The organism is Streptomyces sp. NPDC088254 (assembly GCF_044740925.1).
Taxonomy (GTDB): Bacteria; Actinomycetota; Actinomycetes; order Streptomycetales; family Streptomycetaceae; genus Streptomyces.
In genome coordinates this window covers 120,116-144,769 of record NZ_JBIURQ010000007.1, presented here as the reverse complement: position 1 = coordinate 144,769, position 24,654 = coordinate 120,116, and the positions used below count along the sequence as shown (strand labels likewise).

General features: G+C 70.9%; 23 protein-coding genes and 1 pseudogene. 9 read left to right on the top strand and 15 right to left on the bottom strand.

Features of this window, described 5'->3' with window-relative positions:
• Positions 1-9 precede the first annotated feature (9 nt).
• Together ACIOC0_RS21310 and ACIOC0_RS21305 are read left to right on the top strand one after the other, a co-directional pair.
• Entirely contained in the window at positions 10-330 is a 321-nt protein-coding gene (locus ACIOC0_RS21310) for a hypothetical protein (protein ID WP_402156734.1), read from the top strand.
• 197 nt (positions 331-527) lie between these two features.
• Positions 528-873, top strand: a pseudogene (locus tag ACIOC0_RS21305) (histidinol phosphatase); the annotation flags it as partial.
• Between the two features lie 256 nt (positions 874-1,129).
• Here ACIOC0_RS21305 and ACIOC0_RS21300 read toward each other — a convergent pair.
• Together ACIOC0_RS21300 and ACIOC0_RS21295 are read right to left on the bottom strand one after the other, a co-directional pair.
• Positions 1,130-2,458, bottom strand: coding sequence for a class I SAM-dependent RNA methyltransferase (locus ACIOC0_RS21300; protein WP_402156732.1), 1,329 nt, complete (start codon positions 2,456-2,458; stop codon positions 1,130-1,132).
• A 106-nt stretch (positions 2,459-2,564) separates the two neighbouring features.
• On the bottom strand, positions 2,565-4,619 hold the full coding sequence (locus ACIOC0_RS21295) for an APC family permease (RefSeq protein WP_402156730.1): 2,055 nt from the start codon (positions 4,617-4,619) through the stop codon (positions 2,565-2,567).
• 456 nt (positions 4,620-5,075) lie between these two features.
• Here ACIOC0_RS21295 and ACIOC0_RS21290 point away from each other — a divergent pair, with 456 nt between their 5' ends.
• Together ACIOC0_RS21290 and ACIOC0_RS21285 are read left to right on the top strand one after the other, a co-directional pair.
• Positions 5,076-5,744 carry a potassium channel family protein gene (locus ACIOC0_RS21290; RefSeq protein ID WP_402156728.1) on the top strand — a complete coding sequence of 223 codons (669 nt, stop codon included), beginning with the start codon at positions 5,076-5,078 and terminating at the stop codon, positions 5,742-5,744.
• The gene (locus ACIOC0_RS21285; RefSeq protein ID WP_130438173.1) at positions 5,744-6,421 is read left to right on the top strand and encodes a TrkA family potassium uptake protein; all 678 of its coding nucleotides are present in this window, start codon (positions 5,744-5,746) and stop codon (positions 6,419-6,421) included. Before ACIOC0_RS21290 ends, ACIOC0_RS21285 begins: the two co-directional genes overlap by 1 nt.
• A gap of 124 nt (positions 6,422-6,545) precedes the next feature.
• Here the strand turns inward: ACIOC0_RS21285 and ACIOC0_RS21280 are convergent, their stop codons facing one another.
• The 7 genes from ACIOC0_RS21280 to ACIOC0_RS21250 all read right to left on the bottom strand — a co-directional run bounded on the left by ACIOC0_RS21280 (position 6,546) and on the right by ACIOC0_RS21250 (position 13,368).
• Entirely contained in the window at positions 6,546-7,304 is a 759-nt protein-coding gene (locus ACIOC0_RS21280; RefSeq protein ID WP_402156726.1) for a DUF3159 domain-containing protein, read from the bottom strand.
• 3 nt (positions 7,305-7,307) lie between these two features.
• Positions 7,308-7,706 carry an OB-fold nucleic acid binding domain-containing protein gene (locus ACIOC0_RS21275; protein WP_402156724.1) on the bottom strand — a complete coding sequence of 133 codons (399 nt, stop codon included), beginning with the start codon at positions 7,704-7,706 and terminating at the stop codon, positions 7,308-7,310.
• Positions 7,707-7,796: 90 nt separating this feature from the next.
• Positions 7,797-8,480, bottom strand: a complete 684-nt coding sequence (locus ACIOC0_RS21270; protein WP_389027066.1) for a response regulator — start codon at positions 8,478-8,480, stop codon at positions 7,797-7,799.
• Entirely contained in the window at positions 8,477-11,056 is a 2,580-nt protein-coding gene (locus ACIOC0_RS21265; protein WP_402156722.1) for an ATP-binding protein, read from the bottom strand. The genes ACIOC0_RS21270 and ACIOC0_RS21265 overlap by 4 nt, the downstream gene beginning before the upstream one ends.
• Positions 11,057-11,475: 419 nt before the next feature.
• Positions 11,476-12,234 (bottom strand): DUF3710 domain-containing protein, encoded by a 759-nt coding sequence (locus ACIOC0_RS21260; protein ID WP_402156720.1) that lies wholly within the window; start codon positions 12,232-12,234, stop codon positions 11,476-11,478.
• Position 12,235: 1 nt separating this feature from the next.
• Positions 12,236-12,787: a dUTP diphosphatase gene (dut, locus tag ACIOC0_RS21255; RefSeq protein WP_130438178.1), complete on the bottom strand. Its 552-nt coding sequence runs from the start codon at positions 12,785-12,787 to the stop codon at positions 12,236-12,238.
• Positions 12,784-13,368 (bottom strand): PaaI family thioesterase, encoded by a 585-nt coding sequence (locus ACIOC0_RS21250; RefSeq protein WP_402156718.1) that lies wholly within the window; start codon positions 13,366-13,368, stop codon positions 12,784-12,786. The genes dut and ACIOC0_RS21250 overlap by 4 nt, the downstream gene beginning before the upstream one ends.
• A gap of 58 nt (positions 13,369-13,426) precedes the next feature.
• Here ACIOC0_RS21250 and ACIOC0_RS21245 point away from each other — a divergent pair, with 58 nt between their 5' ends.
• A complete protein-coding gene (locus ACIOC0_RS21245) occupies positions 13,427-13,891 on the top strand; it encodes a DUF3093 domain-containing protein (RefSeq protein ID WP_402156716.1) in 465 nt (154 codons plus the stop codon).
• Between the two features lie 246 nt (positions 13,892-14,137).
• On the opposite strand, the gene ACIOC0_RS21240 is transcribed toward ACIOC0_RS21245, so the two are convergent.
• The 4 genes from ACIOC0_RS21240 to ACIOC0_RS21225 form a co-directional block, all read right to left on the bottom strand.
• Positions 14,138-15,103 (bottom strand): hypothetical protein, encoded by a 966-nt coding sequence (locus ACIOC0_RS21240; RefSeq protein ID WP_402156714.1) that lies wholly within the window; start codon positions 15,101-15,103, stop codon positions 14,138-14,140.
• A 13-nt stretch (positions 15,104-15,116) separates the two neighbouring features.
• Positions 15,117-15,413: a DUF4193 domain-containing protein gene (locus ACIOC0_RS21235; protein ID WP_003993510.1), complete on the bottom strand. Its 297-nt coding sequence runs from the start codon at positions 15,411-15,413 to the stop codon at positions 15,117-15,119.
• 396 nt (positions 15,414-15,809) lie between these two features.
• Positions 15,810-17,045, bottom strand: a complete 1,236-nt coding sequence (locus ACIOC0_RS21230; RefSeq protein ID WP_402156712.1) for a sensor histidine kinase — start codon at positions 17,043-17,045, stop codon at positions 15,810-15,812.
• 6 nt (positions 17,046-17,051) lie between these two features.
• Positions 17,052-17,705 carry a response regulator transcription factor gene (locus tag ACIOC0_RS21225; RefSeq protein WP_130438183.1) on the bottom strand — a complete coding sequence of 218 codons (654 nt, stop codon included), beginning with the start codon at positions 17,703-17,705 and terminating at the stop codon, positions 17,052-17,054.
• Between the two features lie 421 nt (positions 17,706-18,126).
• On the opposite strand from ACIOC0_RS21225, the gene ACIOC0_RS21220 reads away from it, so the two are divergent.
• Positions 18,127-18,297: a hypothetical protein gene (locus ACIOC0_RS21220; RefSeq protein ID WP_351092048.1), complete on the top strand. Its 171-nt coding sequence runs from the start codon at positions 18,127-18,129 to the stop codon at positions 18,295-18,297.
• A gap of 90 nt (positions 18,298-18,387) precedes the next feature.
• Here the strand turns inward: ACIOC0_RS21220 and ACIOC0_RS21215 are convergent, their stop codons facing one another.
• Positions 18,388-19,203 carry an inositol monophosphatase family protein gene (locus tag ACIOC0_RS21215; RefSeq protein WP_351092047.1) on the bottom strand — a complete coding sequence of 272 codons (816 nt, stop codon included), beginning with the start codon at positions 19,201-19,203 and terminating at the stop codon, positions 18,388-18,390.
• Positions 19,204-19,211: 8 nt separating this feature from the next.
• Positions 19,212-20,339: a ferrochelatase gene (locus ACIOC0_RS21210; protein ID WP_402156707.1), complete on the bottom strand. Its 1,128-nt coding sequence runs from the start codon at positions 20,337-20,339 to the stop codon at positions 19,212-19,214.
• A gap of 222 nt (positions 20,340-20,561) precedes the next feature.
• Here ACIOC0_RS21210 and ACIOC0_RS21205 point away from each other — a divergent pair, with 222 nt between their 5' ends.
• From ACIOC0_RS21205 to sepH, 3 genes are all read left to right on the top strand, one after another.
• The gene (locus tag ACIOC0_RS21205; protein ID WP_402156706.1) at positions 20,562-21,800 is read left to right on the top strand and encodes an MFS transporter; all 1,239 of its coding nucleotides are present in this window, start codon (positions 20,562-20,564) and stop codon (positions 21,798-21,800) included.
• Complete coding sequence (locus ACIOC0_RS21200; protein WP_402156705.1) at positions 21,760-23,079, top strand: D-arabinono-1,4-lactone oxidase; 1,320 nt, start codon at positions 21,760-21,762, stop codon at positions 23,077-23,079. The genes ACIOC0_RS21205 and ACIOC0_RS21200 overlap by 41 nt, the downstream gene beginning before the upstream one ends.
• A 416-nt stretch (positions 23,080-23,495) precedes the next feature.
• Positions 23,496-24,527 carry a septation protein SepH gene (gene sepH / locus ACIOC0_RS21195; RefSeq protein ID WP_402156703.1) on the top strand — a complete coding sequence of 344 codons (1,032 nt, stop codon included), beginning with the start codon at positions 23,496-23,498 and terminating at the stop codon, positions 24,525-24,527.
• Positions 24,528-24,654 lie beyond the last annotated feature (127 nt).

Here is a 24,654-nt window from a genome sequence, read left to right as displayed (position 1 = left end):
TGTTTCACATTGAAGTCCCACGACTTCATCACCATTGCGCGATCGATCCTGGAAGCCGATGCGCGCGCACGAGAACGCGCGGCCGACGAAGCATCCGATCACGTGGGGACATATACGTCCGCTCAGACCTCGGCTCTGGCGACGCTGCTGGCGGCAACTGCTGCCGCCGAAAAGGACAATTCTGCTTTGGAGGCTGAATTGCACGCCATCAACGAACTCACATCCACCGGCCACGTCGACCTCAACCACCTTTCACCTCTGCATGAGATCGTCCTGAACGACATTCCTTCCCAGCTCCGCGAATACGTCAGCGATCTACTGGAAGGCTGAAGGCCAGAGACGGAAAGACAGCGCCGTCCGGTCATAGAATATTTTATTCAATAAGGAGTGACCCGGCGTAGCACTTGGCGGATCTCGCCGGACGGCGGACATGTAAGCATTCGCGGCAGTCCGGACCGCTGGCCGCCGTACAGTGGAAAGTGAAAGTGGGCGTTCACTGAGAGTTCCATCCCCGACGACGAAGAAAACTACTGGACGAGCCGACCAACCACCTGAACTTGCGTCACCAGCTGGACGTCCTGAACACACACGCTGCGCCGCCTGCCGGCCACAGCGCTCGTCGCCCTGCACGACCTGAACCTCGCCGCCTACTACTGCGACCGCCTCTACTTGCTCGACCACGGCTGGCTTGCCGCCGGCGGCCCGCCCGTGGAGATCCTCACGTCCCGGCTGCCGGCCGAGGTCTACGGCGTGCCAAGCGAGGTGGCCACTCACCCCCGTACGGGCGCGCCGCAGGTGACCTTCCTCTCCGGAGAGCCGCACCCGGCCGAAGCGGCGCAGGCACCAGCTCACACCTCTTCGTCCTGCGGCTAAACGCACAGAGGCGGGGCCGGGCGGGGCGTCTGACCGTCCCCCTTTGACACAACATCAGGTGCAGCGTCAGCCGAGCGTCAAGACAATGCACCACGAGCTGCTCCTGGCGTGCCCGATCCAGGAGAGCCAACTGCTGGACGTGACGAAACCGCAGGTCACCGATGCCGCGAGCTGGAAGCGCCAGCTCCGTGTGATGTATTCCGGGAAACAGGTCGAGCCCACCTGGCAGTGCCTGGCAACTCAGAAGAATCGCAGGTCAGAGCCCTTTCTTAGCGGGCTCCAGGATCGCCACGCACTCCACGTGATGCGTCATCGGGAACAGATCGAACGCCCGCAGCGTCCGCACCCGGTAGCCGCCCTCGCGGAAGTACGCCAGGTCTCGGGACAGGGCCGCCGGGTCGCAGGCGACGTAGGCGATCCTGCGGGCGCCGAGGGAGGCGAGGTGGGTCACCGTCGTGCGCCCCGCGCCGGCGCGGGGCGGGTCCAGGACGATGAGGTCGACGTCGGTGATGCCCGTGCGCGGGAGGACGGTCTCGACCTTGCCCTGTTCCACGCGGACGCGGGGGAAGTCGGCGAGGTTGTGGCGGGCGTCCTCGACCGCGCGCTTGCCGGACTCGATGCCGAGGACCGCGCCCGCCTCGCCCAGGCGGTCGGCGAGGGCGCCGGCGAACAGGCCCACGCCGCAGTAGAGGTCGAGAGCCATCTCGCCCTTGCGGGGCAGCAGGCCCTGCATGACCGCCGTCACCAGCGTGTCCGCCGCCTTCGGGTGCACCTGCCAGAAGCCGCCACTGCCGACGCGGTGCGTCCGGCCGTCGGCGCGTTCGCGGACGAAGGGGCGGCCGTGGACGCGGTGGACGCCGCCGTCCTTCTCCCCGACCCGCATGACCGACACCGGCCGGTCCAGTTCGACGATCGGCAGGCGTGCGCCCGGCCGGGGCGTCAGGATGACCTGGCGGTCCTGGGACCCGGTCGCCGCGATCGCCTCGACCGACTCCATGCCGGTCCACGTGCGCTTCTCGATGCCCAGCTCGTCCACGCCCGGCGCCGCGATCATGCAGTGGTCGATCCGCTCCACCTCGTGGGAGCGATGCTTGCGCAGACCGGCGTGGCCCTCGGCGTCGACGGCGTACTGCACGCGCGTCCGCCACGCGGGCACCTCACCGGGCGGCAGCTTGTCGCCCTCGGCCGGCATCACGGTGCCGTCCCAGCCGGCCTCCTCAGGAGTGAGGCCGGCGAGCCGCTGGAGCTGCTCGGCGATGACCTCGCCCTTCATCCGGCGCTGCGCGCCCGGCTTGGCGTGCTGCCAGTCGCAGCCGCCGCAGCGGCCGGGGCCGGAGAACGGGCAGGGCGCCTCCACCCGGTCCTTGGACGCCTCCAGGATTTGCACGGCGTCCGCACGCAGGAAGCGGGCGCCCTCCTCGCCCTCCGTCACCCGGGCCACGACCCGCTCACCGGGAAGGGTGTGCCGGACGAACAGCACCTGGCCCTCCTCGGTGCGGGCGATGCAGTGGCCGCCGTGCGCGACAGGGCCGATCTCGACCTCGTACTCGGTCCCCACCAGCGTCTTCTTCGGTTCTTCCTGCATGGCGGGGTGACTCCAGGGACGAGGGTGGACGAACGGCCGGACAACAGCCCACCAGTCTACGTGGGCGCCGTCCGGCCGTTGACCGGGGTGCTGTGCGCGGGGGCGGTCAGCTCTTGGTGTCCGACGACTCCTTCGCCCGCCCCGCGTCCGCCGGACCGCGCCGGACCGATCCCGGCGCGCTCCAGTCCTGCTGCCTGCGGGCCCGCTTCTTGGCCGCCTCGGAGGACTGCAGCTGGTACGGGACGGACGTGACCATGACGCCCGGCGTGAACAGCAGCCGGCCCTTGAGCCGCAGGGCGCTCTGGTTGTGCAGGAAGTGCTCGTACCAGTGGCCGACCACGTACTCGGGGATGATCACGGACACCGCGTCACGCGGCGACTCCCGGCGCAGGCTCTTGACGTACTCGATGACCGGCCGCGTGACCTCCCGGTACGGGGAGTCGAGGACCTTCAGCGGTACGTCGATGCCGCGCCGTTCCCATTCCTCGCGCAGCGCCTTCGTCTCGGCCGGGTCGACGTTGACGGTGAGCGCCTCCAGGGTGTCGGAGCGCATCAGCTTGGCGTAGGCGAGGGCGCGCAGCGTCGGGCGGTGGATCTTTGAGATGAGCAGCACCGAGTGGACGCGGGAGGGGCGGACGCTGTCGTCGCTCGGGCCCTCGGGCGCGGCGAGTTCCGCGGAGACGCCGTCGTAGTGCCGGCGGATCGCGGTCATCGTGCCGTAGAAGATCACCATGCCGAGCAGGGCGACCCAGGCGCCGTGGGTGAACTTGGTGACGAGGACGACGACGAGGACCAGGCCGGTGAAGAAGGCGCCGAACGTGTTGATCGCACGGGAGCGGATCATGTGGCGGCGCTTGTCGGGGTCGGTCTCGGTCGTCAGGTGGCGGTTCCAGTGCCGGACCATGCCGGTCTGGCTGAGGGTGAACGACACGAACACGCCGACGATGTACAGCTGGATGAGGCGGGTGGAGTCGGCGCCGTAGATGCAGATCAGCAGCACCGCCGCGCCGGCCAGCAGCACGATGCCGTTGGAGAAGGCGAGCCGGTCGCCGCGGGTGTGCAGCTGGCGGGGCAGGTAGCGGTCCTGGGCGAGGATCGAGCCGAGGACGGGGAAGCCGTTGTAGGCGGTGTTCGCCGCCAGGAACAGCACCAGGGCGGTGGCCGCCGCGAGCACGATGAAGAAGAAGCTGCCCTTGCCGAAGACCGCCTCGGCGACCTGTGTGATCACCGGGTTCTGCACGTAGTCGGCACCGACCGCGACACCGTTCCTCAGCAGGTCGGCGGCCGGGTTCTCGGCCATGCGGACGTCGGTGACCAGGGCCAGGGCGATGATCCCGCAGAACATGGTGACGGCCAGCAGGCCCATCGCCGCGAGCGTGGCCGCCGCGTTCTTCGACTTGGGCTTGCGGAACGCCGGGACACCGTTGGAGATCGCCTCGACGCCGGTGAGCGCGGCGCAGCCGGAGGAGAAGGCGCGCAGCAGCAGGAAGACCAGCGCGAAGCCGGCGAGGCCCTGATGCTCGGCCTTGATGGTGTACTGAGCTGTCGGCGCCCGCATCGTGTCGTCGAGGACGAGCCCCCGGAAGGCCCCCCAGGCGATCATGATGAAGACGCCGGCGACGAACACGTACGTGGGGATGGCGAAGAGCTTGCCGGACTCCTTGACGCCCCGCAGGTTCATCAGGGTCAGCAGCACCACGACGGCGACGGCGCAGGCCACCTTGTGCTCGACGACGAAGGGGATCGCGGAGCCGAGGTTCTCGATGCCGGAGGAGATGGAGACGGCGACGGTCAGGACGTAGTCGACGAGAAGCGCGCTCGCGACGGTCAGGCCGGCCTTGGGGCCGAGGTTGGTGTTGGCCACCTCGTAGTCGCCGCCCCCGCTGGGGTAGGCGTGGACGTTCTGCCGGTAGGAGGCGACCACCGTGAACATCAGCACGACGACCGCGAGCGCGATCCACGGGCTGAAGTGGTAGGCCGACACGCCCGCGATGGACAGGACCAGCAGCACCTCGCCGGGGGCGTACGCCACGGAGGAGAGCGGGTCGGAGGCGAAGACGGGCAGGGCGATGCGCTTCGGCAGGAGCGTTTCCCCGAGCCGATCACTGCGCAGTGCGCGCCCGATCAGGATCCGTTTGGGCACGTCGGTCAGTTTGGACACAACAGAGCATCGTAGGCCTTCGAACACGGGGCCGCCCACCCTCCCCCGGCCTCGGCCGGGTGATGCCGTGTCACGTCTGCCTCACGGGTGAAATCGGCCACGGCGCGACGGGGGATTCTGCAGGCGCACCAATCGTCATGCCTATATGACAATCCCCGCTCGCCGTAACCCTTCGGAGGTTCCATGCACACGACCGCGGAGTTGATCGGTGCCGCCGGCAGCGTCGTCGGCCTCGGAATCCTCACCTTCCTCAGTGTCTGGAGCATCAGCCGCCGCTGACCGTGCGCCGGTGGCCCGGCCGTCGCCCGTAGCCCGACGACGCGGCCCGCACTCGGAGTGCCCCGCGCGTGCATAGCCCGGGCGGCGGTCTGAGACCCTGTGAGGGGGTCCTCGGACGCTCACCGTGCGCGGACCCCCCAAGCCACCCCAGCGATTTCTGACCTCGGAAGGACGGTCGTGCACATCGTCATCATGGGCTGCGGCAGAGTGGGTTCCGCTCTCGCCCAGACCCTGGAGCAGCAGGGGCACACGGTCGCCGTGATCGACCAGGACCCCACCGCCTTCCGACGTCTCGGCTCCTCGTTCGGCGGCCGCCGGGTCACCGGTGTCGGCTTCGACCAGGACACCCTGCGTGAGGCGGGCATCGAGGAGGCCGGCGCCTTCGCCGCGGTCTCCAGCGGCGACAACTCCAACATCATCGCCGCGCGCGTCGCCCGCGAGATGTTCGGCATCGAGAACGTCGCCGCACGTATCTACGACCCTCGCCGCGCCGAGGTCTACCAGCGTTTGGGCATCCCGACCGTGGCCACCGTCCGCTGGACGGCCGACCAGATGCTGCGCAGGCTGCTGCCCTCGGGGTCGGAGCCGCTGTGGCGCGACCCCACCGGCGGCGTCCAGCTCGCCGAGGTGCACGCCTCCGCCGCCTGGGTCGGCCACAAGATCAGCAAGCTGCAGGAGGAGACGGGCGTGCGCGTGGCGTTCCTGACCCGCCTCGGCGAGGCCGTCCTGCCCACCTCGCAGACCGTGCTGCAGGAGGGCGACCTGGTGCATGTGATGATGCGCAGCGACGAGGTCGAGAAGATCGAGGCGTCGTTCGCCGAGGGCCCGAAGGAGGGCGGTCACTGATGAGGGTCGCCATTGCCGGAGCCGGCGCCGTCGGCCGCTCGATCGCGGGCGAACTGCTGGAGAACGGCCACGAGGTCCTGCTCGTCGACAAGGCGCCGACCGCCATCTCGGTCGAGCGCGTCCCGCAGGCGGAGTGGCTGCTCGCAGACGCCTGCGAGATCACGTCCCTGGACGAGGCGGCCCTCCAGCGCTGCAACGTCGTGATCGCCGCGACGGGCGACGACAAGGTCAACCTGGTCGTCTCGCTGCTCGCCAAGACGGAGTACGGCGTCCCGCGCGTCGTCGCCCGCGTCAACAACCCCAAGAACGAGTGGCTCTTCAACGAGTCCTGGGGCGTGGACGTCGCCGTCTCCACCCCGCGTCTGATGTCGGCCCTCGTCGAGGAGGCGGTCAGCGTCGGCGACCTGGTCCGCTTGCTGCGCTTCAGCCACGGCGACGCCAACCTCGTGGAGCTGACTCTCCCCGAGGAGTCGGCCCTGGCCGGCACCCAGGTCGGCGATGTGGAGTGGCCCGAGGACACCTCGCTGGTCACCATCATCCGCGGCACCCGGGTGCTGACCCCGACCCGCGAGGACTCCCTGGAAGCGGGCGACGAGTTGCTCTTCGTCGCCGCTCAGGCCAGGGAGGAGCAGTTGGAGGACCTGCTGTCGGTCCGCCGCGAGGACACGGTGGGCTGAGCCGCGCCCGCCCACGGCGACGCCGAGCCGCCCCGGCCGACGTGACGGGGGGCGCCCGGAGATCTCCGGGCGCCCCCCGTCACGTGTGCTCGCGGCTGCGCGCGTCGTTCGGCCGGGCCGGCGACTATCCGTCGCGGCGGTGCCGCCCGCCGGCCTCCGAGGAGGCCGTCTCCGTGTCGGTCTCCGTCCGCGCGGCAGCGGCCTTCTCCTCCGCCTCCATCTCCGCGAAGACGTCGATCGGCGCCGGCGCCTTCGCCAGGAACACCCACGTCAGCCATACCGCCAGCAGGAACGGCGGAATCTTCAGCGCGACCAGCACCCAGCCGAGCTGCGTGGTGTCGGCCCACCAGTACAGCGGGAAGAGGATCGCGCACTTGCCGAGCAGGATCAGGCCCCAGGCGTAGCTGGCCTTGGCGTACGCCTTCTTGCGGCCGGGGTTGCGGGTCCGCCAGGAGAGGTTCTCCTTGAACACCGGCCCGAGGATCAGGCCGAGCAGCGGCACCCCGCACAACGTCGTGATGATGTAGGCCAGCGCCAGGCCCAGCGTGTAGAGCATGCCGGGGAGGTAGAAGTCCTTGGCGTTGCCGGTCATCATCGCGAACACGACGCCGAAGGCGACGCCGAAGACACCGCTGAAGGCGTGCTTCACGGTGTCCTTCTTGACGAGGCGCACCACGACCAGGACGAGCGACACCGCGAGCGCGGCGATCGCCGACATGTGCAGATCTTTGTTGATCGTGTAGATCGTGACGAACAGCAGGCCGGGCAGCACCGTCTCGACCATGCCGCGCACTCCGCCGAACGCCTCGAACAGCGCGGCCTCGGTCACCGCCCGGGCGTCGTCCTGCTGAGTGTCTTCGGTCGGCTTGTCGAGCGACGTCACCGGCTACTCCCTACCGAGGGGTCTCAGTTCGTACTTGGGATTGAACAGCACCCGGCGGCCCCGGCTCATCGAGATCCGGCCCGATGCGATGAGTCTGCGCCCCGGCTCTATGCCGACTATGGAGCGCCGGCCCAGCCACACCACGTCCAGCGCGGCGGAACCGTCGAACAGCTCCGCCTCAAGGGCCGGGACTCCGGCGCGCGGTCGCAGAGTGACCGTGCGCAAGGTACCAGTAACCGTCACGATCTGGCGGTCGTGGCAGTCTCCGATCCGTGTGCAGCCGGCCGTCTGCGCGTCCTCCCGCAGCTCCTCGGACTCCAGGTCCTCCTGCGACGAGGAGAGCCGATCGAGCATGCGCCGGAACCGGCCCACCGGCTTCTCGGAACGAGGAAGAGCACTCATATCTGAAGCGTACCGGGGCCCGGCGTCCACCCCGCACCCGCGGGACGCGCCCGCGCCCGGCCCACTTCCACGCCCCGCGCGGCCCGCGGCTCACTTCTCGAACCGGTATCCCATCCCCGGTTCGGTGATGAAGTGCCGGGGATGCGACGGGTCCGCCTCCAGCTTTCTGCGCAGCTGGGCCATGTACACGCGCAGATAGTTGGTCTCCGTGCCGTACGACGGACCCCACACCTCCTGGAGCAGCTGTCTCTGACTGACCAGCCGGCCGGTGTTGCGCACCAGCACCTCCAGCAGATGCCATTCGGTGGGCGTCAGCCGCACGTCCCTGCCGCCCCGGTCGACCTTCTTGGCGGCGAGGTCGACGGTGAACGCGTCGGTCTCCACCAGGACGTCGTCCTCTCCGCCCCCGGCGGGTTCGGCACGGCGGACGGCGGCCCGCAGCCGGGCCAGGAGTTCGTCCATGCCGAAGGGCTTGGTGACATAGTCGTCTGCGCCGGCGTCGAGCGCCTCGACCTTCTCGTCGGAGGAGTGCCGGGCGGACAGCACCAGGATCGGCACCCTGGTCCAGCCGCGCAGGCCCTTGATCACTTCGACGCCGTCCATGTCGGGCAGCCCCAGGTCGAGGACGACCACGTCCGGGTGGCGGGCGGCGGCGAGCTGGAGGGCGGTGGTCCCGTCGTGGGCCGCGTCCACCTCGTACTTGCGCGCTCTGAGGTTGATCACCAGGGCGCGCACGATCTGCGGCTCGTCGTCGATCACGAGCACCCGGGTCATGAGGCCCGCCCTTCCGGTCGTACGGGAACAGGTTCCGCTGGGACGCCGCCCGGGACGTCCGTGTCGAGGGGGCCCGCGCGTGATCCTGCCGCACACAGGGCGAGGACCATGGTGAGGCCACCGCCCGGTGTGTCCTCGGCGGTCAGGGTGCCGCCCATCGCCTCGGCGAAGCCACGCGCCACCGCCAGACCGAGGCCCACGCCGGTGCCGCGCGGGGCGTCGCCGTAGCGCTGGAAGGGCGCGAAGATCCGCTCCTTGGCCTCGTCGGGCACTCCGCGCCCGCGGTCCACGACCCGTACCTCGACGCGCTCGGCCATGGCGCTCGCCGAGACGAGGGCCCGCTCGCCGTCCGGGCTGTACTTGACGGCGTTCTCCACCAGGTTGGCCACCGACCGCTCCAGCAGTCCGGCGTCGACGGCCACCATGGGCAGCGTCTCGGGGATGTCGAGCTCCACGCTGTCCTCGGGGACCCCGCCGAGCGCCATCGGGACCACCTCGTCGAGGTCGATCTCCCTCACGATCGGCGTGACCGTGCCGGTCTGGAGGCGGGACATGTCGAGCAGGTTCCCGACCAGATGGTCCAGCCGGTCGGCGCCCTGCTCGATCGACTCCAGCAGCTCCGCCTCGTCCTCCTCGGACCACTCCACATCGTCCGAGCGCAGCGAGGAGACCGCCGCCTTGATCCCGGCCAGCGGGGTGCGCAGGTCGTGGCTGACGGCGGCCAGCAGGGCGGTGCGGATCCGGTTGCCCTCGGCGAGCGTGCGGGCCCGGTCGGCCTCCCCCTGAAGCCGCCGCCGGTCCCGGACCACGACGGCCTGCGCCGCGAACGCGGCCAGCACCCGGCGGTCCTCCGCCGGCAGCACCCGCCCGGTGAGCGCCAGCGCCACGCGGTCGCCGACCGGCACGTCCACGTCCGCCTCCTCCGGGCGCTCCACCGGCTTCCCGGCGCCGGCCCGGCCGACGCATGTCCAGGGCGCGACGTCGCTCTCCCGCTCCAGCAGGGCCGCCGAGTCCATGCCGAAGGTCTCTCGGACCCGCTCAAGGAGCGCCTCCAGGCTGGTCTCGCCGTGCAGGACGTCGCCCGCGAGGAAGGAGAGGATCTCGGACTCGGCGCGCAGCCGGGCCGCCTGCTGGGTGCGTCGGGCCGCGAGGTCCACCACGGAGGCCACCGACACCCCGACCCCCACGAAGATCACTATGGCGACGATGTTCTTCGGGTCGGCGATGCTCCAGTGGTGCAGGGGCGGTGTGTAGAAGTAGTTCAGCAGCAGGGAGCCCAGCGCCGCCGAGGCCAGGGCCGGCAGCAGCCCGCCGAGCAGCGCCGCCGCGACGGTCACCGTCAGGAACAGCAGCATGTCGTTGGCGAAACCGAGGTCGACGGTGGTCAGCAGCACCGTCAATGTCACCGGACCGGCGAGACCGACCAGCCAGCCCCACAGAAGCCGGGCCCGCCCCAGCCGCGCTCCCCGGGCCACCGGCAGTCCCCGCCCCTTGGCGACCTCCTCGTGCGTGACGATGTGCACGTCGAGGTCGGGACCCGACTCCCGGGCGACCGTGGCGCCGACACCGGGGCCGAAGACGTACTGCCAGGCCTTGCGGCGGGAGGAGCCCAGGACGATCTGGGTGGCGTTCGCCCCGCGGGCGAAGTCGAGCAGCGCGGCCGCTATGTCGTCGCCGATCACGTGGTGGAAGGTGCCGCCCAGGTCCTCCACAAGCGTGCGCTGCAGGGCGAGTTCCTTCGGGGAGGCTGCCGTCAGCCCGTCGCTTCGCGCTATGTAGACCGCCAACACCTCGCCCCCGGCGCCCTTCTCCGCCAGCCGCACCGCCCGCCGGATGAGCGTCCGCCCCTCCGGGCCGCCCGTGAGCCCCACGACGATCCGCTCCCGCGATCCCCAGATCGCCGACACCCGGTGCTCGCTGCGGTACTCCTGCAGATACTCGTCGACCCGGTCGGCCACCCACAGCAGCGCCAGCTCGCGCAGGGCGGTGAGGTTGCCGGGGCGGAAGTAGTTCGACAGGGCCGCGTCGACCTTGTCCGGCTGGTAGACGTTGCCGTGCGCCATCCGCCTGCGCAGGGCCTCGGGCGACATGTCGACCAGCTCGATCTGGTCGGTCCGCCGCACGAACTCGTCCGGAACCGTCTCCTGCTGCCGGACGCCCGTGATCGACTCCACCACGTCGCCCAGGGACTCCAGGTGCTGGATGTTCACTGTGGAGACGACGTCCACGCCGGCGGCGAGCAGTTCCTCCACGTCCTGCCAGCGCTTGGCGTTGCGCGAGCCGGGAACGTTGGTGTGGGCGAGTTCGTCCACCAGGGCGACCTGGGGACGCCGGGCGAGCACGGCGTCCACGTCCATCTCCGTGAAGAGGGTGCCCCGGTAGCTCAGCTCCCGGCGCGGCACCTGCTCCAGGCCGTGCAGCATCACTTCGGTGCGCGGCCTGTCGTGGAGCTCGACGAACGCCACGACGCAGTCCGTGCCCCGCTCCACACGGCGGTGCGCCTCCGACAGCATGGCGTAGGTCTTGCCCACGCCCGGTGCGGCACCGAGGTAGATCCGAAGCTTGCCGCGTCCCATGGCCCCATTGTCTTCCCGTAACCACTGCCTACGCAGCGTCGACCTTACGGCCAAGGACTCGGACAATCGGGGCGAGAAGCAGGCCGCGGGACGCCTTTGACGCAACCCTGACGCGCTGGGCACCCTCCTGGTCGACACGATCATGACCCGCTCCCCCTCACCGCTCCGCTGTCCGGCCTTCACCGCTTCATCGGATGAGACCCCCCGATCGGTTCGCGCCGACGGAAGCCGCCCCGGATCGGGCCCGGAGGACGAGCCACGGCGACGGCGCGCCGGCACAGACAGGCGACAGGCAAGCAGGCCGCCAGCCGGCCGGCCAGAGAGCCAGTCAGCGAGTCAGCGAGTCAGCCAGAACAGCGAAGGGCCGCACCCCTTCCGGGATGCGGCCCCATCTGCTCTGGGTCGGCTCGCGCCGCGTCCTAGCGGACCTCGGTGATCTCCGGCCCGCGCTGCAGCTGGCCCATGCCGCCGGAGAACCGGGAGCCGGCCTCTTCCTGCTGGACTCCCTCGGGCACCATCTGGGCGTCGTTCGGCAGCTTCAGGACGATCGGGTCCCTGGGGGCCATCGGGCCCTCGCCGCGGACCACGACCGTGTCGCGGAAGATCTGCTCGAGCAGGCCGGCGGCCTGCGGCTGCACCGCGCCCTGGCCCGAGATGACGCCGCGCAGGAACCAGCGGGGTCCGTCGACGCCGACGAACCGCACGACGTGGAACCCGCCCGTGCCGTCGGGCAGCTGCACCGGCACCTGGGCGCGCAGCTCCCAGCCCAGCGGGCCCTCGACCTCGTCGATGATGCCGCCCTGCTGGGTGATGCCGGAGGCGATCTCCTCACGGACCTCGCCCCAGATGCCCTCCCGCTTGGGCGCGGCGAAGGCCTGCAACTGGATGGCGCTGTCACGCAGTACGACGGTGGCCGCGACGATCGCGTCACCGGCGACCTCGACCCGCAGCTCCATGCCGTCGACGCCGGGCACGAAGATGCCGCCCAGATCCACGCGCCCCTCGCCGGGGTCGCGCACCTCCGAGCTGTCCCAGGGCCCGTCGGGCCGCGGTTCGGGCTCGAGCCGCACTCGCTCGCGCTCTACCTCGTCCGCCTCAGTGTCGACACTGTCGACGACCTGCTCGGCCTCGCCGGCCGCGTCCTCGGCGGCACCCTTCTTGTTGCGACGTCCGAACACGTCACTGTCCTTCCCGGTCGGATACGACCGAAGCGTATCGATTCCCACCCGTCGGACCGCCTGCGGCGGCCTGACCACTTGTGCCGCTTCCGCCGTCCACGGCGGCGTGACCACCGGTGGACCCGAAGCCCCCCTCGGCCCGCGCCGAGTCGGGAAGTTCCGCCACCTCGTGGAAGCGGACCCTCTCGACCTGCTGGACGACCAGTTGGGCAATCCGGTCGAAGCGCTCGAACCGCACGGACTCGCGCGGGTCGAGATTCACCACGATCACCTTGATCTCCCCACGGTACCCGGCATCAACCGTCCCCGGGGCATTCACGAGGGCGACGCCGCACCGGGCGGCGAGCCCTGAACGAGGGTGCACGAAGGCCGCGTACCCCTCGGGCAGCGCGATGGACACCCCCGTCGGCAGTACGGCCCGCTCCCCCGGCGCGAGTTCACGGGCCTCGGTGGTCCGCAGATCGGCGCCCGCGTCACCGGGGTGCGCGTACGTCGGAAGCGGTACGTCGGGGTCGACGCGCCGAAGGAGGACCTGCACGGGAGAGTGACTCACGGGTTCACCTCGAAGGCACGGGCGCGCCGGGCCTGGTCCGGGTCGCTCATGGCGGCCTGGATCTCCTCCTCGCGGCCGTGGTCGACGAAGTGGTCGACCTCGACCTCGATGAACAGGGCGTCGGCGCGGAGGGCGACGGGGCCGTCGGGGCCGCCGATCCGCCCGGTGGCGGTCGAGTAGATCTTCCGGCCGGCCACCGCCGTCACCTCGGCCTCCAGGTGCAGCGTGGCGCCGACGGGCACGGGCCGTACGAAGTCGGTCTCCAGCCGTCCGGTGACCGCGATGGTGCGCAGCAGCCAGTTCAGTGAGCCGAGCGTCTCGTCGAGCGCGGAGGCCAGGACGCCGCCGTGGGCCAGCCCCGGCGCCCCCTGATGGGCGGGCTGCACGGTGAACTCGGCGGTGACGGTGACGCCTTCCCCGGCCCGCGCCTCCAGGTGCAGCCCGTGGGGCTGCCCCCCGCCGCATCCGAAACACTGTTCGTAGTGGGCACCGAGAAGCTCCCCGGGCACGGGGGCATCGGGGTGCCGAACGGGTTTCACCGCGTCGGCCGGAGGTTGAAGAACCGGGGAAGTACCACTCACAGCCGCAGACCTTACCCGCGCGTCGGAGGGATGCGGACACCGTGCCAAGCTTGGCTTCATGCAGCTCTCCGCCACCCCGTACGAAGAACGCCTCACCGCCCCCCGTTCGTGGTGGTTCGTCTCGTTCCTCGTCGGGGTCTCCTTCGCACTGATCCTGCTGCCGTTCGGCACCCTGCCGCTGCTCGGCGGCCTGGTCGGCGGGACCGCGGCGGCGGCGGTCGTGGCGAGCTCGTACGGGTCCGTCCGGATCCGGATCGTGGGCGACTCGCTCGTCGCGGGCGACGCCAAGATCCCGGTGTCGGCGCTGGGCGAGGCAGAGGTCCTCGACGCCGAGGAGGCGCGCGCCTGGCGCACGTACAAGGCGGACACCCGCGCCTTCCTCCTGCTGCGCGCCTACATCCCCACCGCCCTGCGGGTGGAGGTCACCGACCCGGACGACCCGACGCCCTACCTGTACCTGTCGACGCGCGAGCCGGAGCGGCTGGCGCAGGCGCTGCGGGCGGCACGGGAGACGCCGGCTTAGAGCGCGGCGACGGCCCCGGAGGAGCTGCGCCAGGGCTCGGCGATCAGCCGACACCGGACGGCGCCGAGGACGCGGGACGGCTGAGCGGCTCGGAACGCGAGGCGGTGAACGGCAGCGCCTGACACACGGCACCGGGCAGCGCTCAGGCCGCGGGCGGCGGCGAGGGCATAGGTTTCGCCCGTGCCGCGCAATGACCTGGCGGCCTCTGCGCGGGAGCCGCTCCACCGGCCCGCCGGCCCACGGGGTTCAGGGCTTCTCGGGCTGCTCCCGCGGCCCGCGCAAAAGCTCCCTGGGGTCGCCTGTGAGGGGCAGCGGATGCTCCGGTGTCTCCAGGGGCGGCAGTTCGGGCAGCGCGTCCCAGGGCACCTGGCGCTTGCGCAGGTCGGCGCGGATCTTGGCCGCCAGCCTCTTGGTGTCCCGCCGGTTCATCATCGCGCCGACGGCCGCGCCCACCAGGAAGGGCATCAGGTTGGGCAGGTCGCGGACCATGCGCTTCATGATCTGCTGCCGCAGCTCGCGCTTCATCTGACCGCCGAGGGCGAAGTTGAGGGAGCTGGGCTTGAGCGGGTCCACCCCGCGCTCACCCGACCACACGCGCAGATACGTGGTGCTGCGGTCCTTGAGGTTCCCGGGCGGTCGTACTCCGTACACCTCGTGCAGTTCGGCGATCAGCTTGAGCTCGATCGCGGCAACGCCCGTGATCTCCGCGGCGATCTCGGCCGGCATCGCGGGCGGCACGGGGAGCATCGCGGCCGCACCCACGCCCGCGCCGACGGTGGACGTGGCCTTCGCCGCGCCCGAGACGAGCTTGTCGGCGAGCTGCTCCGGGCCGAGGCCGGGGAAGTGCCCGCGCAGTGTCCGCAGGTCCCGTACGGGAACCCGCGGCGCGATGTCGATGATCCGGTCGGCGAGATGGGCCAGGCCGGCCCGGGCACGGCTGCCGCTCTTGCGGACGCCGTCCTTGGCCAGGTCCACGGCCTTGTCCCGGATCGCCGCCGCCCGTCGTCTGGCGACGGGCGCGGCGTCTTGAGCGGTGGCCGGGAGGTCACCCCGGTCGTCCGCCGATGCGAGCGAGGCCGATCCCGCGGGAAGCACTCCCGCGCCGGATGAGCCTCGCTCGTCGTCACGCACGCCGTGAGGGCCGTCGGACGGCCCCTTGTCCGCTCCCGGGCGAAGGAAGCGGCGCTTCCGAGGAGGGGTCGAGCCAGTCACGGCCGACCCGCCCTCAGTCGCAGTCGCGGCAGATCGGCTGACCGTTCTTCTCCCGGGCCAGCTGGCTGCGGTGGTGCACCAGGAAGCAGCTCATGCAGGTGAACTCGTCCTGCTGCTTGGGCAGCACCCGGACGGCCAGCTCCTCATTGGAGAGGTCCGCGCCGGGCAGTTCCAGGCCCTCCGCGGCCTCGAACTCATCGACGTCCACTGCGGAAGCGGACTTGTCGTTCCGTCGTGCCTTCAGCTCTTCAAGGCTGTCGGAGTCGACATCGTCATCGGTCTTGCGTGGGGTGTCGTAATCGGTTGCCATTTCGCCTCTCCCCCTCTGGGTGTCTGCGGTGTCTCCAGCGCACGTAACGCGTGAGAGGCCGGACTTGTGCCCGCCTCGAGGCGGAGATTTTGCCTCACATCAAGGTCTGTTACTCAATCGACACCCAACCGGACTCCTCACGGGTGATCGGGTTGGATGGCGATCGGGACCGTACACGGTCCGAATGTCGCACCTCAAAGGCGCCTCACCGTGTACTTCCCGTGATCAGGACCCCCGAAAACCCGGAGTTTCCGGGCTTTCCGAAGGCATTCATGATCACGGAGAGTAGATGGCCAGAAAATCGCCCTTGTGATCGATCACACACGGCGAGCTCGGATCGCAGTCTTGAAAATTCCGCGCAAAGCGAACATCCCCGCGTGTGTCGGCGACATGATCTCAGACGGGAAGGGTGACTCGCATCACGAGGCCTCCTCCCTCGCGTGGTTGAGCCGCGATATGACCGCCGTGCGCACGGGCCACGGACCGCACGATGGACAGTCCCAGCCCGACTCCCTTGTCACTTCCGGTGCGTTCCGTGCGCAGCCGCCGGAAGGGCTCGAAAAGATTGTCTATCTCGTACGCGGGAACGACCGGCCCTGTGTTCGACACCACGAGGACCGCCTGGCCGTGCTGGATGTCGGTGGTCACCTCGACCCAGCCGTCCGCCGGGACGTTGTACCGCACGGCGTTCTGCACGAGGTTGAGCGCGATCCGCTCCAGCAGCACGCCGTTGCCCTGGACGACGGCCTTCTGGCGTGTGCTGCGGATCTCCACGCCCTTGGCCTTCGCCTCGCTGAGCACCTGGTCGATGGCCTGTCCGGCGACCTCGGCCAGATCGACGGGCTTGCGCTCGACGATCTGGTTGTCGCTGCGGGCGAGCAGCAGCAGGCCCTCCACGAGCTGTTCGCTGCGTTCGTTCGTCGCCAGCAGCGTCTTGCCGAGTTGCTGGAGCTCCACAGGCGCGTTCGGGTCGGAGAGGTGCACCTCGAGCAGCGTGCGGTTGATCGCCAGCGGCGTCCTCAGCTCGTGCGAGGCGTTGCCGACGAAGCGCTGCTGAGCGGTGAAGGCGCGCTGGAGCCGCTCCAGCATGTCGTCGAAGGTGTCGGCCAGCTCCTTCAGCTCGTCGTCGGGCCCGTCCAGCTCGATTCGGCGGGACAGGTCCGAGCCGGCGACCGAACGCGCTGTGCGCAGGATCCGGCCCAACGGCGACAGGACGCGGCCGGCCATGGCGTAGCCGAAGGCGAAGGCGATCACCGCGAGGCCCAGCAGGGCCAGCAGGGACCGGCTGAGCAGGTCGTCCAGGGCGTGCCGGCGCTGTTCGTTGACGCAGTCGTTCAGCGCCTGGTTGAGCTCCGCCGCGGGCAGCCTGTCGCTGCGCAGCTGGCAGATGTCGCTGCTCACCCCGCCGGAAACGATCTTGAACGGGAGGTCGCTGCCCACGTTCAGCGCGTTCGCGGCCAGCAGGTAGATGATCGACAGCAGCAGGATGCCTGCGATCAGGAACATGCCGCCGTACAGCAGGGTGAGCCTTATCCGGATGGTCGGGCGCAGCCAGGGGAAGGGCGCCTGCGGCCTTCTCGGGTCCCACGTGGGCTTCGGGGGCGCCTGGGGAGGCGCGGGTGTCGTGGCCACGGTGCGTCAGATCCGGTAGCCGGAGCCGGGCACGGTGACGATCACCGGGGGTTCGCCGAGCTTGCGGCGCAGGGTCATGACGGTCACGCGCACGACGTTGGTGAACGGGTCGGTGTTCTCGTCCCAGGCCTTCTCCAGGAGCTGCTCGGCGGAGACGACGGCGCCCTCGCTGCGCATCAGCACCTCCAGGACGGCGAACTCCTTGGGGGCGAGCTGGACCTCCTTGCCGTCGCGGAAGACCTCGCGGCGGTTGGGGTCGAGCTTGATCCCGGCGCGCTCCAGGACGGGCGGCAGCGGCACGCTGGTGCGCCGGCCGAGGGCACGCACACGTGCGATGAGCTCGCTGAAGGCGAAGGGCTTGGGGAGGTAGTCGTCGGCGCCGATCTCCAGCCCCTCGACGCGGTCGCTGACGTCGCCGGAGGCCGTGAGCATCAGCACGCGCGTGGCCATGCCGAGTTCGACGATCTTGCGGCAGACGTCGTCGCCGTGCACGAGCGGTAGATCGCGGTCGAGGACGACCACGTCGTAGTCGTTCACGCCGATGCGCTCCAGAGCGGCCGCACCGTCGTACACGACGTCGACGGCCATGGCCTCCCGGCGCAGACCGGTGGCCACCGCATCGGCGAGCAGTTGCTCGTCCTCGACGACGAGTACGCGCACGTCGCTTGTCCTTCCTGTGTCCACCCGCGCAGCGCTCAGTGGGCGCACGCGGGCAGGGGTCTTGGTGGGTGTGTGCTTCCATCCTGCCCTTTTGGTCCATAAGTCGGCGGTAAGGCGGGTGAGTGAGCCATGAAGGACCGGTGTGAAGCCGGGGAGTGCCGTGGATTTTCTCGTTCGGTCGAGGTTTCCGGCGGAGGGAGCGGGGGGAGGACGGCTTTACACCCCGCGATCACGCTCTGCATGTGCCGCAGCACCATGCGGCACTCCGCGGTCTGCTCCTCCGCAGAGCGGCGTGGGTGTCCGGCACCGTGGCCGCCCGGCAGGGCGGCGCCGGGCACTCACGGGAGACGTGATCGTCTCTTCCCATCCCCGGCACACCCCCGTGCCATCGACCCACGACCCAAGGACGAGGGGGCGCAGCATGGACGCATTCACCGCAGGACTTCTGCAGCGCATAGAGGCGACCGAGTCCGACCTGACCCGGGCTCGCGACGAGGGCGACGACTTCCTCGTCGAGGTGGAGCTGGCCGAGCTCGACGACTTGCGCCGCCTCGCCGCCAACCACGGCGTGGAGGTCGCGACGAGCGTCTGAGCGGTTCGCGCGTAAGCACGACGGAGGGGCCCCGGCGAATCCAGCGCCGGGGCCCCTCCTCGTCGTCCGGCGGGAGCGGCCGGCGACGGATCAGTCGTGCCAGGCCCCGAAGTCCTCCAGGAGTCGCTGGAGCGGCTCGAAGACGGCCGGGGTGGCGGCGATCGCCAGTTCGCGTGAGGGGCGCTGTGAGGGGCGTCCAGAGGTCAGCGCGCCCGCCTCCCGGGCGATCAGGTCGCCCGCGGCGAGGTCCCAGGGGTGCAGGCCGCGCTCGTAGTAGCCGTCGAGGCGGCCGGCGGCCACGTCGCACAGGTCGATGGCGGCCGATCCGCCGCGGCGGATGTCGCGCACCAGGGGGATGAGCCGCCGGGCGACCTCGGCCTGGTGGGCGCGTACCTCGGTGACGTAATTGAAGCCGGTGGAGACCAGGGCCTGGTCGAGGGGGGCCGCCGGACGGCAGGCGAGGACGCGCTCGCCCTCCCAGGCGCCGGTCGCCCGGGCCCCGGCGCCGCGCACCGCGTGGTACGTCTCGCCGCGCATCGGCACCGCTACGACGCCGACGACGGTCTCGCCGTCCTGTTCGGCCGCGATGGACACGGCCCAGGTGGGCAGCCCGTAGAGGTAGTTCACGGTGCCGTCGAGCGGGTCGATCACCCAGCGGACGCCGCTGCGGCCCTCGCTGGAGGAGCCCTCCTCGCCGAGGAAGCCGTCGTCGGGGCGGCGGTCGGCGATGAGGCCGGTGATCAGCTTCTCGGCCGCGATGTCCATCTCGGTGACGACGTCGATGGGACTCGACTTGGTGGCGGCGACCGCGAGGTCGGCGGGGCGACCGTCGCGCAGGAGTGCGCCGGCCTTGCGGGCGGCCTCCTGTGCCAGGTCGAGCAGTTCCGTGTGCAGGGGGTCGGTCACGGCGCTCCTCACGCGTAGGGGCTGTCAGCGCCCGCGGCGGCGGGCCGGGGGGCGCGGGCCGGGCAGCAGCCGACCGGGCAAAGGTCGTGGGAGGCGCCGAGCGATCCCAGGGCGCACGGGGTGGCGGCCTTGCCGTTCTCGGCCGCGGCGCGCTCCAGGACGAGCTCGCGGACTGCGGCGGCGAAGCGCGGGTCGGCGCCGACGGTGGCCGAGCGGCGCACGGGCAGGCCGAGCTCGCCGGCCTTGGCCTCGGCCTCGGTGTCGAGGTCGTAGAGGACCTCCATGTGGTCGGAGACGAAGCCGATGGGCGCCATCACCACGGCCGGGACGCCGGCGGCGTGCCGCTCCTCCAGGTGGTCGCAGATGTCGGGCTCCAGCCACGGGATGTGCGGGGCTCCGGAGCGGGACTGGTAGACGAGCTGCCAGGGGTGGTCGACGCCGGTGCGCTCGCGGACGGCGTCGGCGACGAGCCGGGCGACGTCCAGGTGCTGGGCGACGTACGCCCCTCCGTCGCCGTGGTCCTCCACGGGGCCGGAGGTGTCGGCGGCAGCGACGGGGATCGAGTGGGTGGTGAAGGCGATGTGGGCGCCGTCGCGGACGTCTTCGGGGAGTTCGGCCAGGGACCGGACCACGCCGTCGATCACGGGCTCCAGGAAGCCGGGGTGGTTGAAGTAGTGCCGCAGCTTGTCGATCTTCGGCAGGGGCAGGCCCTCGGCCTCCAGGGCGGCCAGCGAGTCGGCCAGGTTCTCGCGGTACTGGCGGCAGCCGGAGTAGGAGGCGTAGGCGCTGGTGGCGAGGACCAGGATGCGGCGGCGGCCGTCGGCGACCATCTCGCGCAGGGTGTCGGTCAGGTACGGGGCCCAGTTGCGGTTGCCCCAGTAGACCGGCAGGTCGAGGCCGTGGCCGGCGAAGTCCTTGCGCAAGGCGTCCAGCAGGGCGCGGTTCTGGTCGTTGATGGGGCTGACCCCGCCGAACAGGAAGTAGTGCTGCCCCACCTCCTTGAGGCGTTCCTTGGGGATGCCGCGCCCGCGGGTCACGTTCTCCAGGAACGGGACCACGTCGTCCGGGCCTTCGGGGCCGCCGAAGGAGAGCAGGAGCAGGGCGTCGTACGGGGTGGCATCGAGCGCGTCTGGCATGCCTTCGATCCTGCCACCCACGACTGACAGCGGGGAAACGGCGGGTGCCGGACGGCCGCGCGGACCGTGGCCAGGGTCGGGTGCGCCCTTGCCGGAAAGCCGGTCCGGAACCTGACCGAGAACAGACGTGCGAGGCGTGCGTTAGGGTTGCCTAACTTCGTAAGCTGTATGAGCGGAATTCGCGCCTTACGGCCCCTGTCGCGCTCTTCACCGGAGACCCCCGTGCCCAGCCCCTACCGCGCCCTGTTCGCCGCCCCCGGCTCCAAGGGCTTCTGCGCCGCGGGGTTCGTCGGCCGGATGCCGCTGTCGATGATGGGCATCGGCGTCGTCACGATGATCTCCCAGCTCACCGGGCGCTACGGCCTCGCGGGCGCGCTGTCGGCCACCATCGCACTGTCGGCCGCCGTCCTCGGGCCGCAGATCTCGCGCCTGGTGGACCGGCACGGCCAGCGCAGGGTGCTGCGCCCGGCGACGCTGCTCGCGCTCGCCGCGGCGGCCGGGCTGCTGCTGGCCGCGCACTTCGACGGGCCGGAATGGCTGCTGTTCGTGTGCTCCGCCGGAATCGGCGCCGTACCGAGTCTCGGCGCGATGATCCGGGCCCGCTGGGCGGCCCTGTACCGGGGGACTCCGCAGCTGCACACCGCGTACTCCTTCGAGTCCGTGGTGGACGAGGTGTGCTTCATCTTCGGGCCGATCGTCTCCATCGGGCTGTCCACGACCTGGTTCCCGGAGGCGGGGCCGCTGTTGGCGGCCTGCTTCCTCGCCGTCGGCGTCTTCTGGCTGACCGCGCAGCGGGCCACCGAGCCGGCGCCGCACCCGCGCGCGCGGCGCGGCGGCGGTTCGGCGCTGCGCTCGCCGGGACTGCAGATCCTGGTGGCCACCTTCGTGGCGACCGGAACGATCTTCGGGGCGGTCGACGTGGTCACCGTCGCCTTCGCCGAGGAGGAGGGCCACAAGAGGGCCGCCAGCGTCGTCCTGGCGCTCTACGCGGCGGGGTCCTGCGTCGCCGGGCTGGTCTTCGGCCTGCTGCGGCCGCAGGGGCCGCCCGAGCGCCGCTGGCTGTTGGGCGTGTTCATGATGGCCGTGAGTATGATCCCCCTCCTACTGGTCGGAAACTTGCCGTTTCTGGCCGTGGCGCTGTTCGTAGCGGGCCTGGCCATCGCTCCCACGATGATCACCACCATGTCCCTCATCGAAGAGCACGTACCACGCGCGCAACTGACCGAGGGCATGACCTGGGTGAGCACCGGGCTCGCGGTCGGGGTCGCGCTCGGCTCCTCCATCGCCGGCTGGGTCATCGACGCGGCCGGCGCGCGGGCCGGGTACGGGGTCCCTGCGGTGTCCGGGGCCGTCGCGGTCGCGGTCGGTTTCCTGGGGTACCGCCGGCTCAGCAGGCCGGCGCCGGGTCGGGGAGGCACCGTTGAGCAGCACAGCGAGCGCGAAGAACGGAACGTGGCGTAACTGGGGCGGCAACGTCGTCGCCCGGCCCGCGCGGGAGGTCGCGCCCGCCTCCGTCGACGAGCTGGCCGCCGCCGTGCGCCGCGCCGCGGAGGACGGGCTCAAGGTCAAGGCGGTCGGCACCGGCCACTCCTTCACGTCGATCGCGGCGACCGACGGCGTGCTGATCCGCCCTCAGCTGCTGACCGGCATCCGCGACATCGACCGGGCGGCCATGACCGTCACGGTCGAGGCCGGCACGCCCCTCAAGAGGCTCAACATGGCCCTCGCGCGCGAGGGGCTCTCGCTCACCAACATGGGCGACATCATGGAGCAGACGGTCTCGGGCGCCACCAGCACCGGCACCCACGGCACGGGCCGCGAGTCGGCCTCGATCGCCGCGCAGATCAAGGGGCTGGAGCTGGTCACGGCGGACGGCTCGGTGCTCGTCTGCTCCGAGAAGGAGAATCCGGAGGTCTTCGCGGCGGCCCGGATCGGCCTGGGAGCCCTCGGCGTGGTCACCGCCATCACCTTCGCGGTGGAGCCGATCTTCCTGCTCACCGCGCGCGAGGAGCCGATGCCCGTCGACAAGGTGCTCGCCGAGTTCGACCAACTGTGCGCCGAGAACGAGCACTTCGAGTTCTACTGGTTCCCGCACACCGGCAGCACCAACACCAAGCGCAACAACCGCAGCGCCGGTCCGCGCCGGCCGGTGAGCCAGGTCTCGGGGTGGATCGAGGACGAGTTCCTGTCCAACGGCGTCTTCCAGGTGGCCCAGTGGGTCGGCCGCGCGGCGCCCGCGACGATCCCGTCGATCGCCCGCATCTCCAGCAAGGCCCTTTCGGCGCGCACCTACACCGACATCCCGTACAAGGTGTTCACCTCCCCGCGCCGGGTGCGGTTCGTGGAGATGGAGTACGCCGTCCCGCGCGAGGCGGTGACCGAGACGCTGCGGGAGCTGAAGGCGATGGTCGACCGCTCGGGCCTGCGCGTCAGCTTCCCGGTGGAGGTGCGCACGGCCCCCGCCGACGACATCACCCTGTCCACCGCCTCCGGCCGCGACAGCGCGTACATCGCCGTCCACATGGTCAAGGGCACGCCGTACCAGGGGTACTTCACCGCCGCCGAACGGATCTTCACCGCACACGAGGGCCGGCCGCACTGGGGCAAGGTGCACACGCGCGACGCGGAGTACTTCGCCTCGGTCTATCCGCGCTTCGCGGAGTTCACCGCGCTGCGGGACCGGCTCGATCCCGAACGCCGTTTCCAGAACGACTACTTGCGGAGGGTTCTGGGGGCGTAACGGGCACGGTGGGCACCTGGTCCCGTTTCCGTCGTTCGCGTGAAACGCACCACGTTCAAGATCGCGGAAATCGGGCATCAGGGAGTCAAGTCCCGTCCGCCGTCAGAAGTTGCGCGGCGCGCCGATCCACGCAGGTGGCCCGAATGGAGTACTGTTGCGAGCCCTGGGTCCGGTCTCCCGCCAGGGCGTCCGGGGCCTCGCCGGACCGCCAGGAGGGGGACAGGTTGCACAGGGTGACGGAGTTGGTCACTTAGCGTGGCGAAAAGGTAACCGTGCCATAACGGCGCGTCAGGGCGCGTGCCCGACACGCCGGGCAACTCGGCAAGGTTGTGGCAGGCTGCACCCGGGCAGGCCACACTCGACTAGCGGAAGCAGCGACGCACGTGACGTCGGCAGGCACCACCCGGGAGGTCCCCATGCCCGAACTGCGTGTCGTGGCCGTCTCGAATGACGGCACACGGCTGGTGCTGAAGGCTGCGGACAGCACGGAGTACACGCTTCCCATCGACGAGCGTCTGCGCGCCGCAGTCCGCGGCGACCGTCCCCGCCTCGGCCAGATCGAGATCGAGGTGGAGAGCCATCTCCGCCCCCGTGACATCCAGGCGCGTATACGAGCCGGTGCGACCGCGGAAGAGGTCGCCCAGATGGCGGGCATCCCCGTCGACCGCGTACGCCGCTTCGAGGGGCCCGTGCTGGCCGAGCGCGCCTTCATGGCCGAGCGGGCCCGCAAGACGCCCGTGCGCCGGCCCGGCGAGAACGCCGGCCCTCAGCTCGGCGAGGCCGTGCAGGAACGGCTGCTGCTGCGCGGCGCCGACAAGGACACCGTCCAGTGGGACTCCTGGCGCCGCGACGACGGCACCTGGGAGGTCATGCTGGTCTACCGGGTCGCGGGCGAACCTCACTCGGCGAGCTGGACCTACGACCCGCCGCGGCGGCTCGTCCAGGCCGTCGACGACGAGGCGCGCTCGCTGATCGGCGAGTCCGACGACCTCGCCGCGCCGGAGCCCAGCTTTCCGTTCGTCCCGCGTATCGCGCGGCTGCCGCGCGAGCGGACGATGGACCGCGCCCTGGAGCGGCCGAGCCTGCCCGCGTCGGCCCCCGAGCCGCCCGAGGAGAGCAGCGCCGAACGGGAGCGCGACTCGCTGACCAGCCTGCTGGAGGCGGTGCCGAGCTTCCGCGGCGACCTGATCGTCCCCGACCTCCCGTCGGAGGAGCCGGACGAACCGGCCGAGGAAGAGGACGTCGAGGAACCTCCGGCGACCGCCGCGTCCGCCGGCTCCGCCTACGCGGACGTCCTGATGCCGCGTTCGGTCAGCAGTCACCGGGACCGTCTCGTCGGCGCCACCGACCGCCAGGCCGAGGCGGACGGCGTCCGCCCGGGCCGCCGCGCGGCGGTGCCGAGCTGGGACGAGATCGTGTTCGGCACCCGGCGCAAGAAGCAGGAGTAGGGCGTTCTCTCACCGGCCCCGGGCGGCGACCCGCCCGGGGGCCGCCTGTTCGGCGGTTTGACGCGCCGTCGGCCGGCCTCGGCTGGATCGCACACGGGTTCATGCCTTCGGGAGGGCCGCGCCTGTT

Excerpts from the sequence above, each read along its gene's own strand:
- ACIOC0_RS21300 (WP_402156732.1), bottom strand. The coding sequence starts at position 2,458 with ATGCAGGAAGAACCGAAGAAGACGCTGGTGGGGACCGAGTACGAGGTC.
- ACIOC0_RS21285 (WP_130438173.1), top strand. The coding sequence starts at position 5,744 with ATGAGGGTCGCCATTGCCGGAGCCGGCGCCGTCGGCCGCTCGATCGCG.
- ACIOC0_RS21275 (WP_402156724.1), bottom strand. The coding sequence starts at position 7,706 with ATGAGTGCTCTTCCTCGTTCCGAGAAGCCGGTGGGCCGGTTCCGGCGC.
- ACIOC0_RS21270 (WP_389027066.1), bottom strand. The coding sequence starts at position 8,480 with ATGACCCGGGTGCTCGTGATCGACGACGAGCCGCAGATCGTGCGCGCC.
- ACIOC0_RS21265 (WP_402156722.1), bottom strand. The coding sequence starts at position 11,056 with ATGGGACGCGGCAAGCTTCGGATCTACCTCGGTGCCGCACCGGGCGTG.
- ACIOC0_RS21245 (WP_402156716.1), top strand. The coding sequence starts at position 13,427 with ATGCAGCTCTCCGCCACCCCGTACGAAGAACGCCTCACCGCCCCCCGT.
- ACIOC0_RS21235 (WP_003993510.1), bottom strand. The coding sequence starts at position 15,413 with ATGGCAACCGATTACGACACCCCACGCAAGACCGATGACGATGTCGAC.
- ACIOC0_RS21220 (WP_351092048.1), top strand. The coding sequence starts at position 18,127 with ATGGACGCATTCACCGCAGGACTTCTGCAGCGCATAGAGGCGACCGAG.
- ACIOC0_RS21210 (WP_402156707.1), bottom strand. The coding sequence starts at position 20,339 with ATGCCAGACGCGCTCGATGCCACCCCGTACGACGCCCTGCTCCTGCTC.
- sepH (WP_402156703.1), top strand. The coding sequence starts at position 23,496 with ATGCCCGAACTGCGTGTCGTGGCCGTCTCGAATGACGGCACACGGCTG.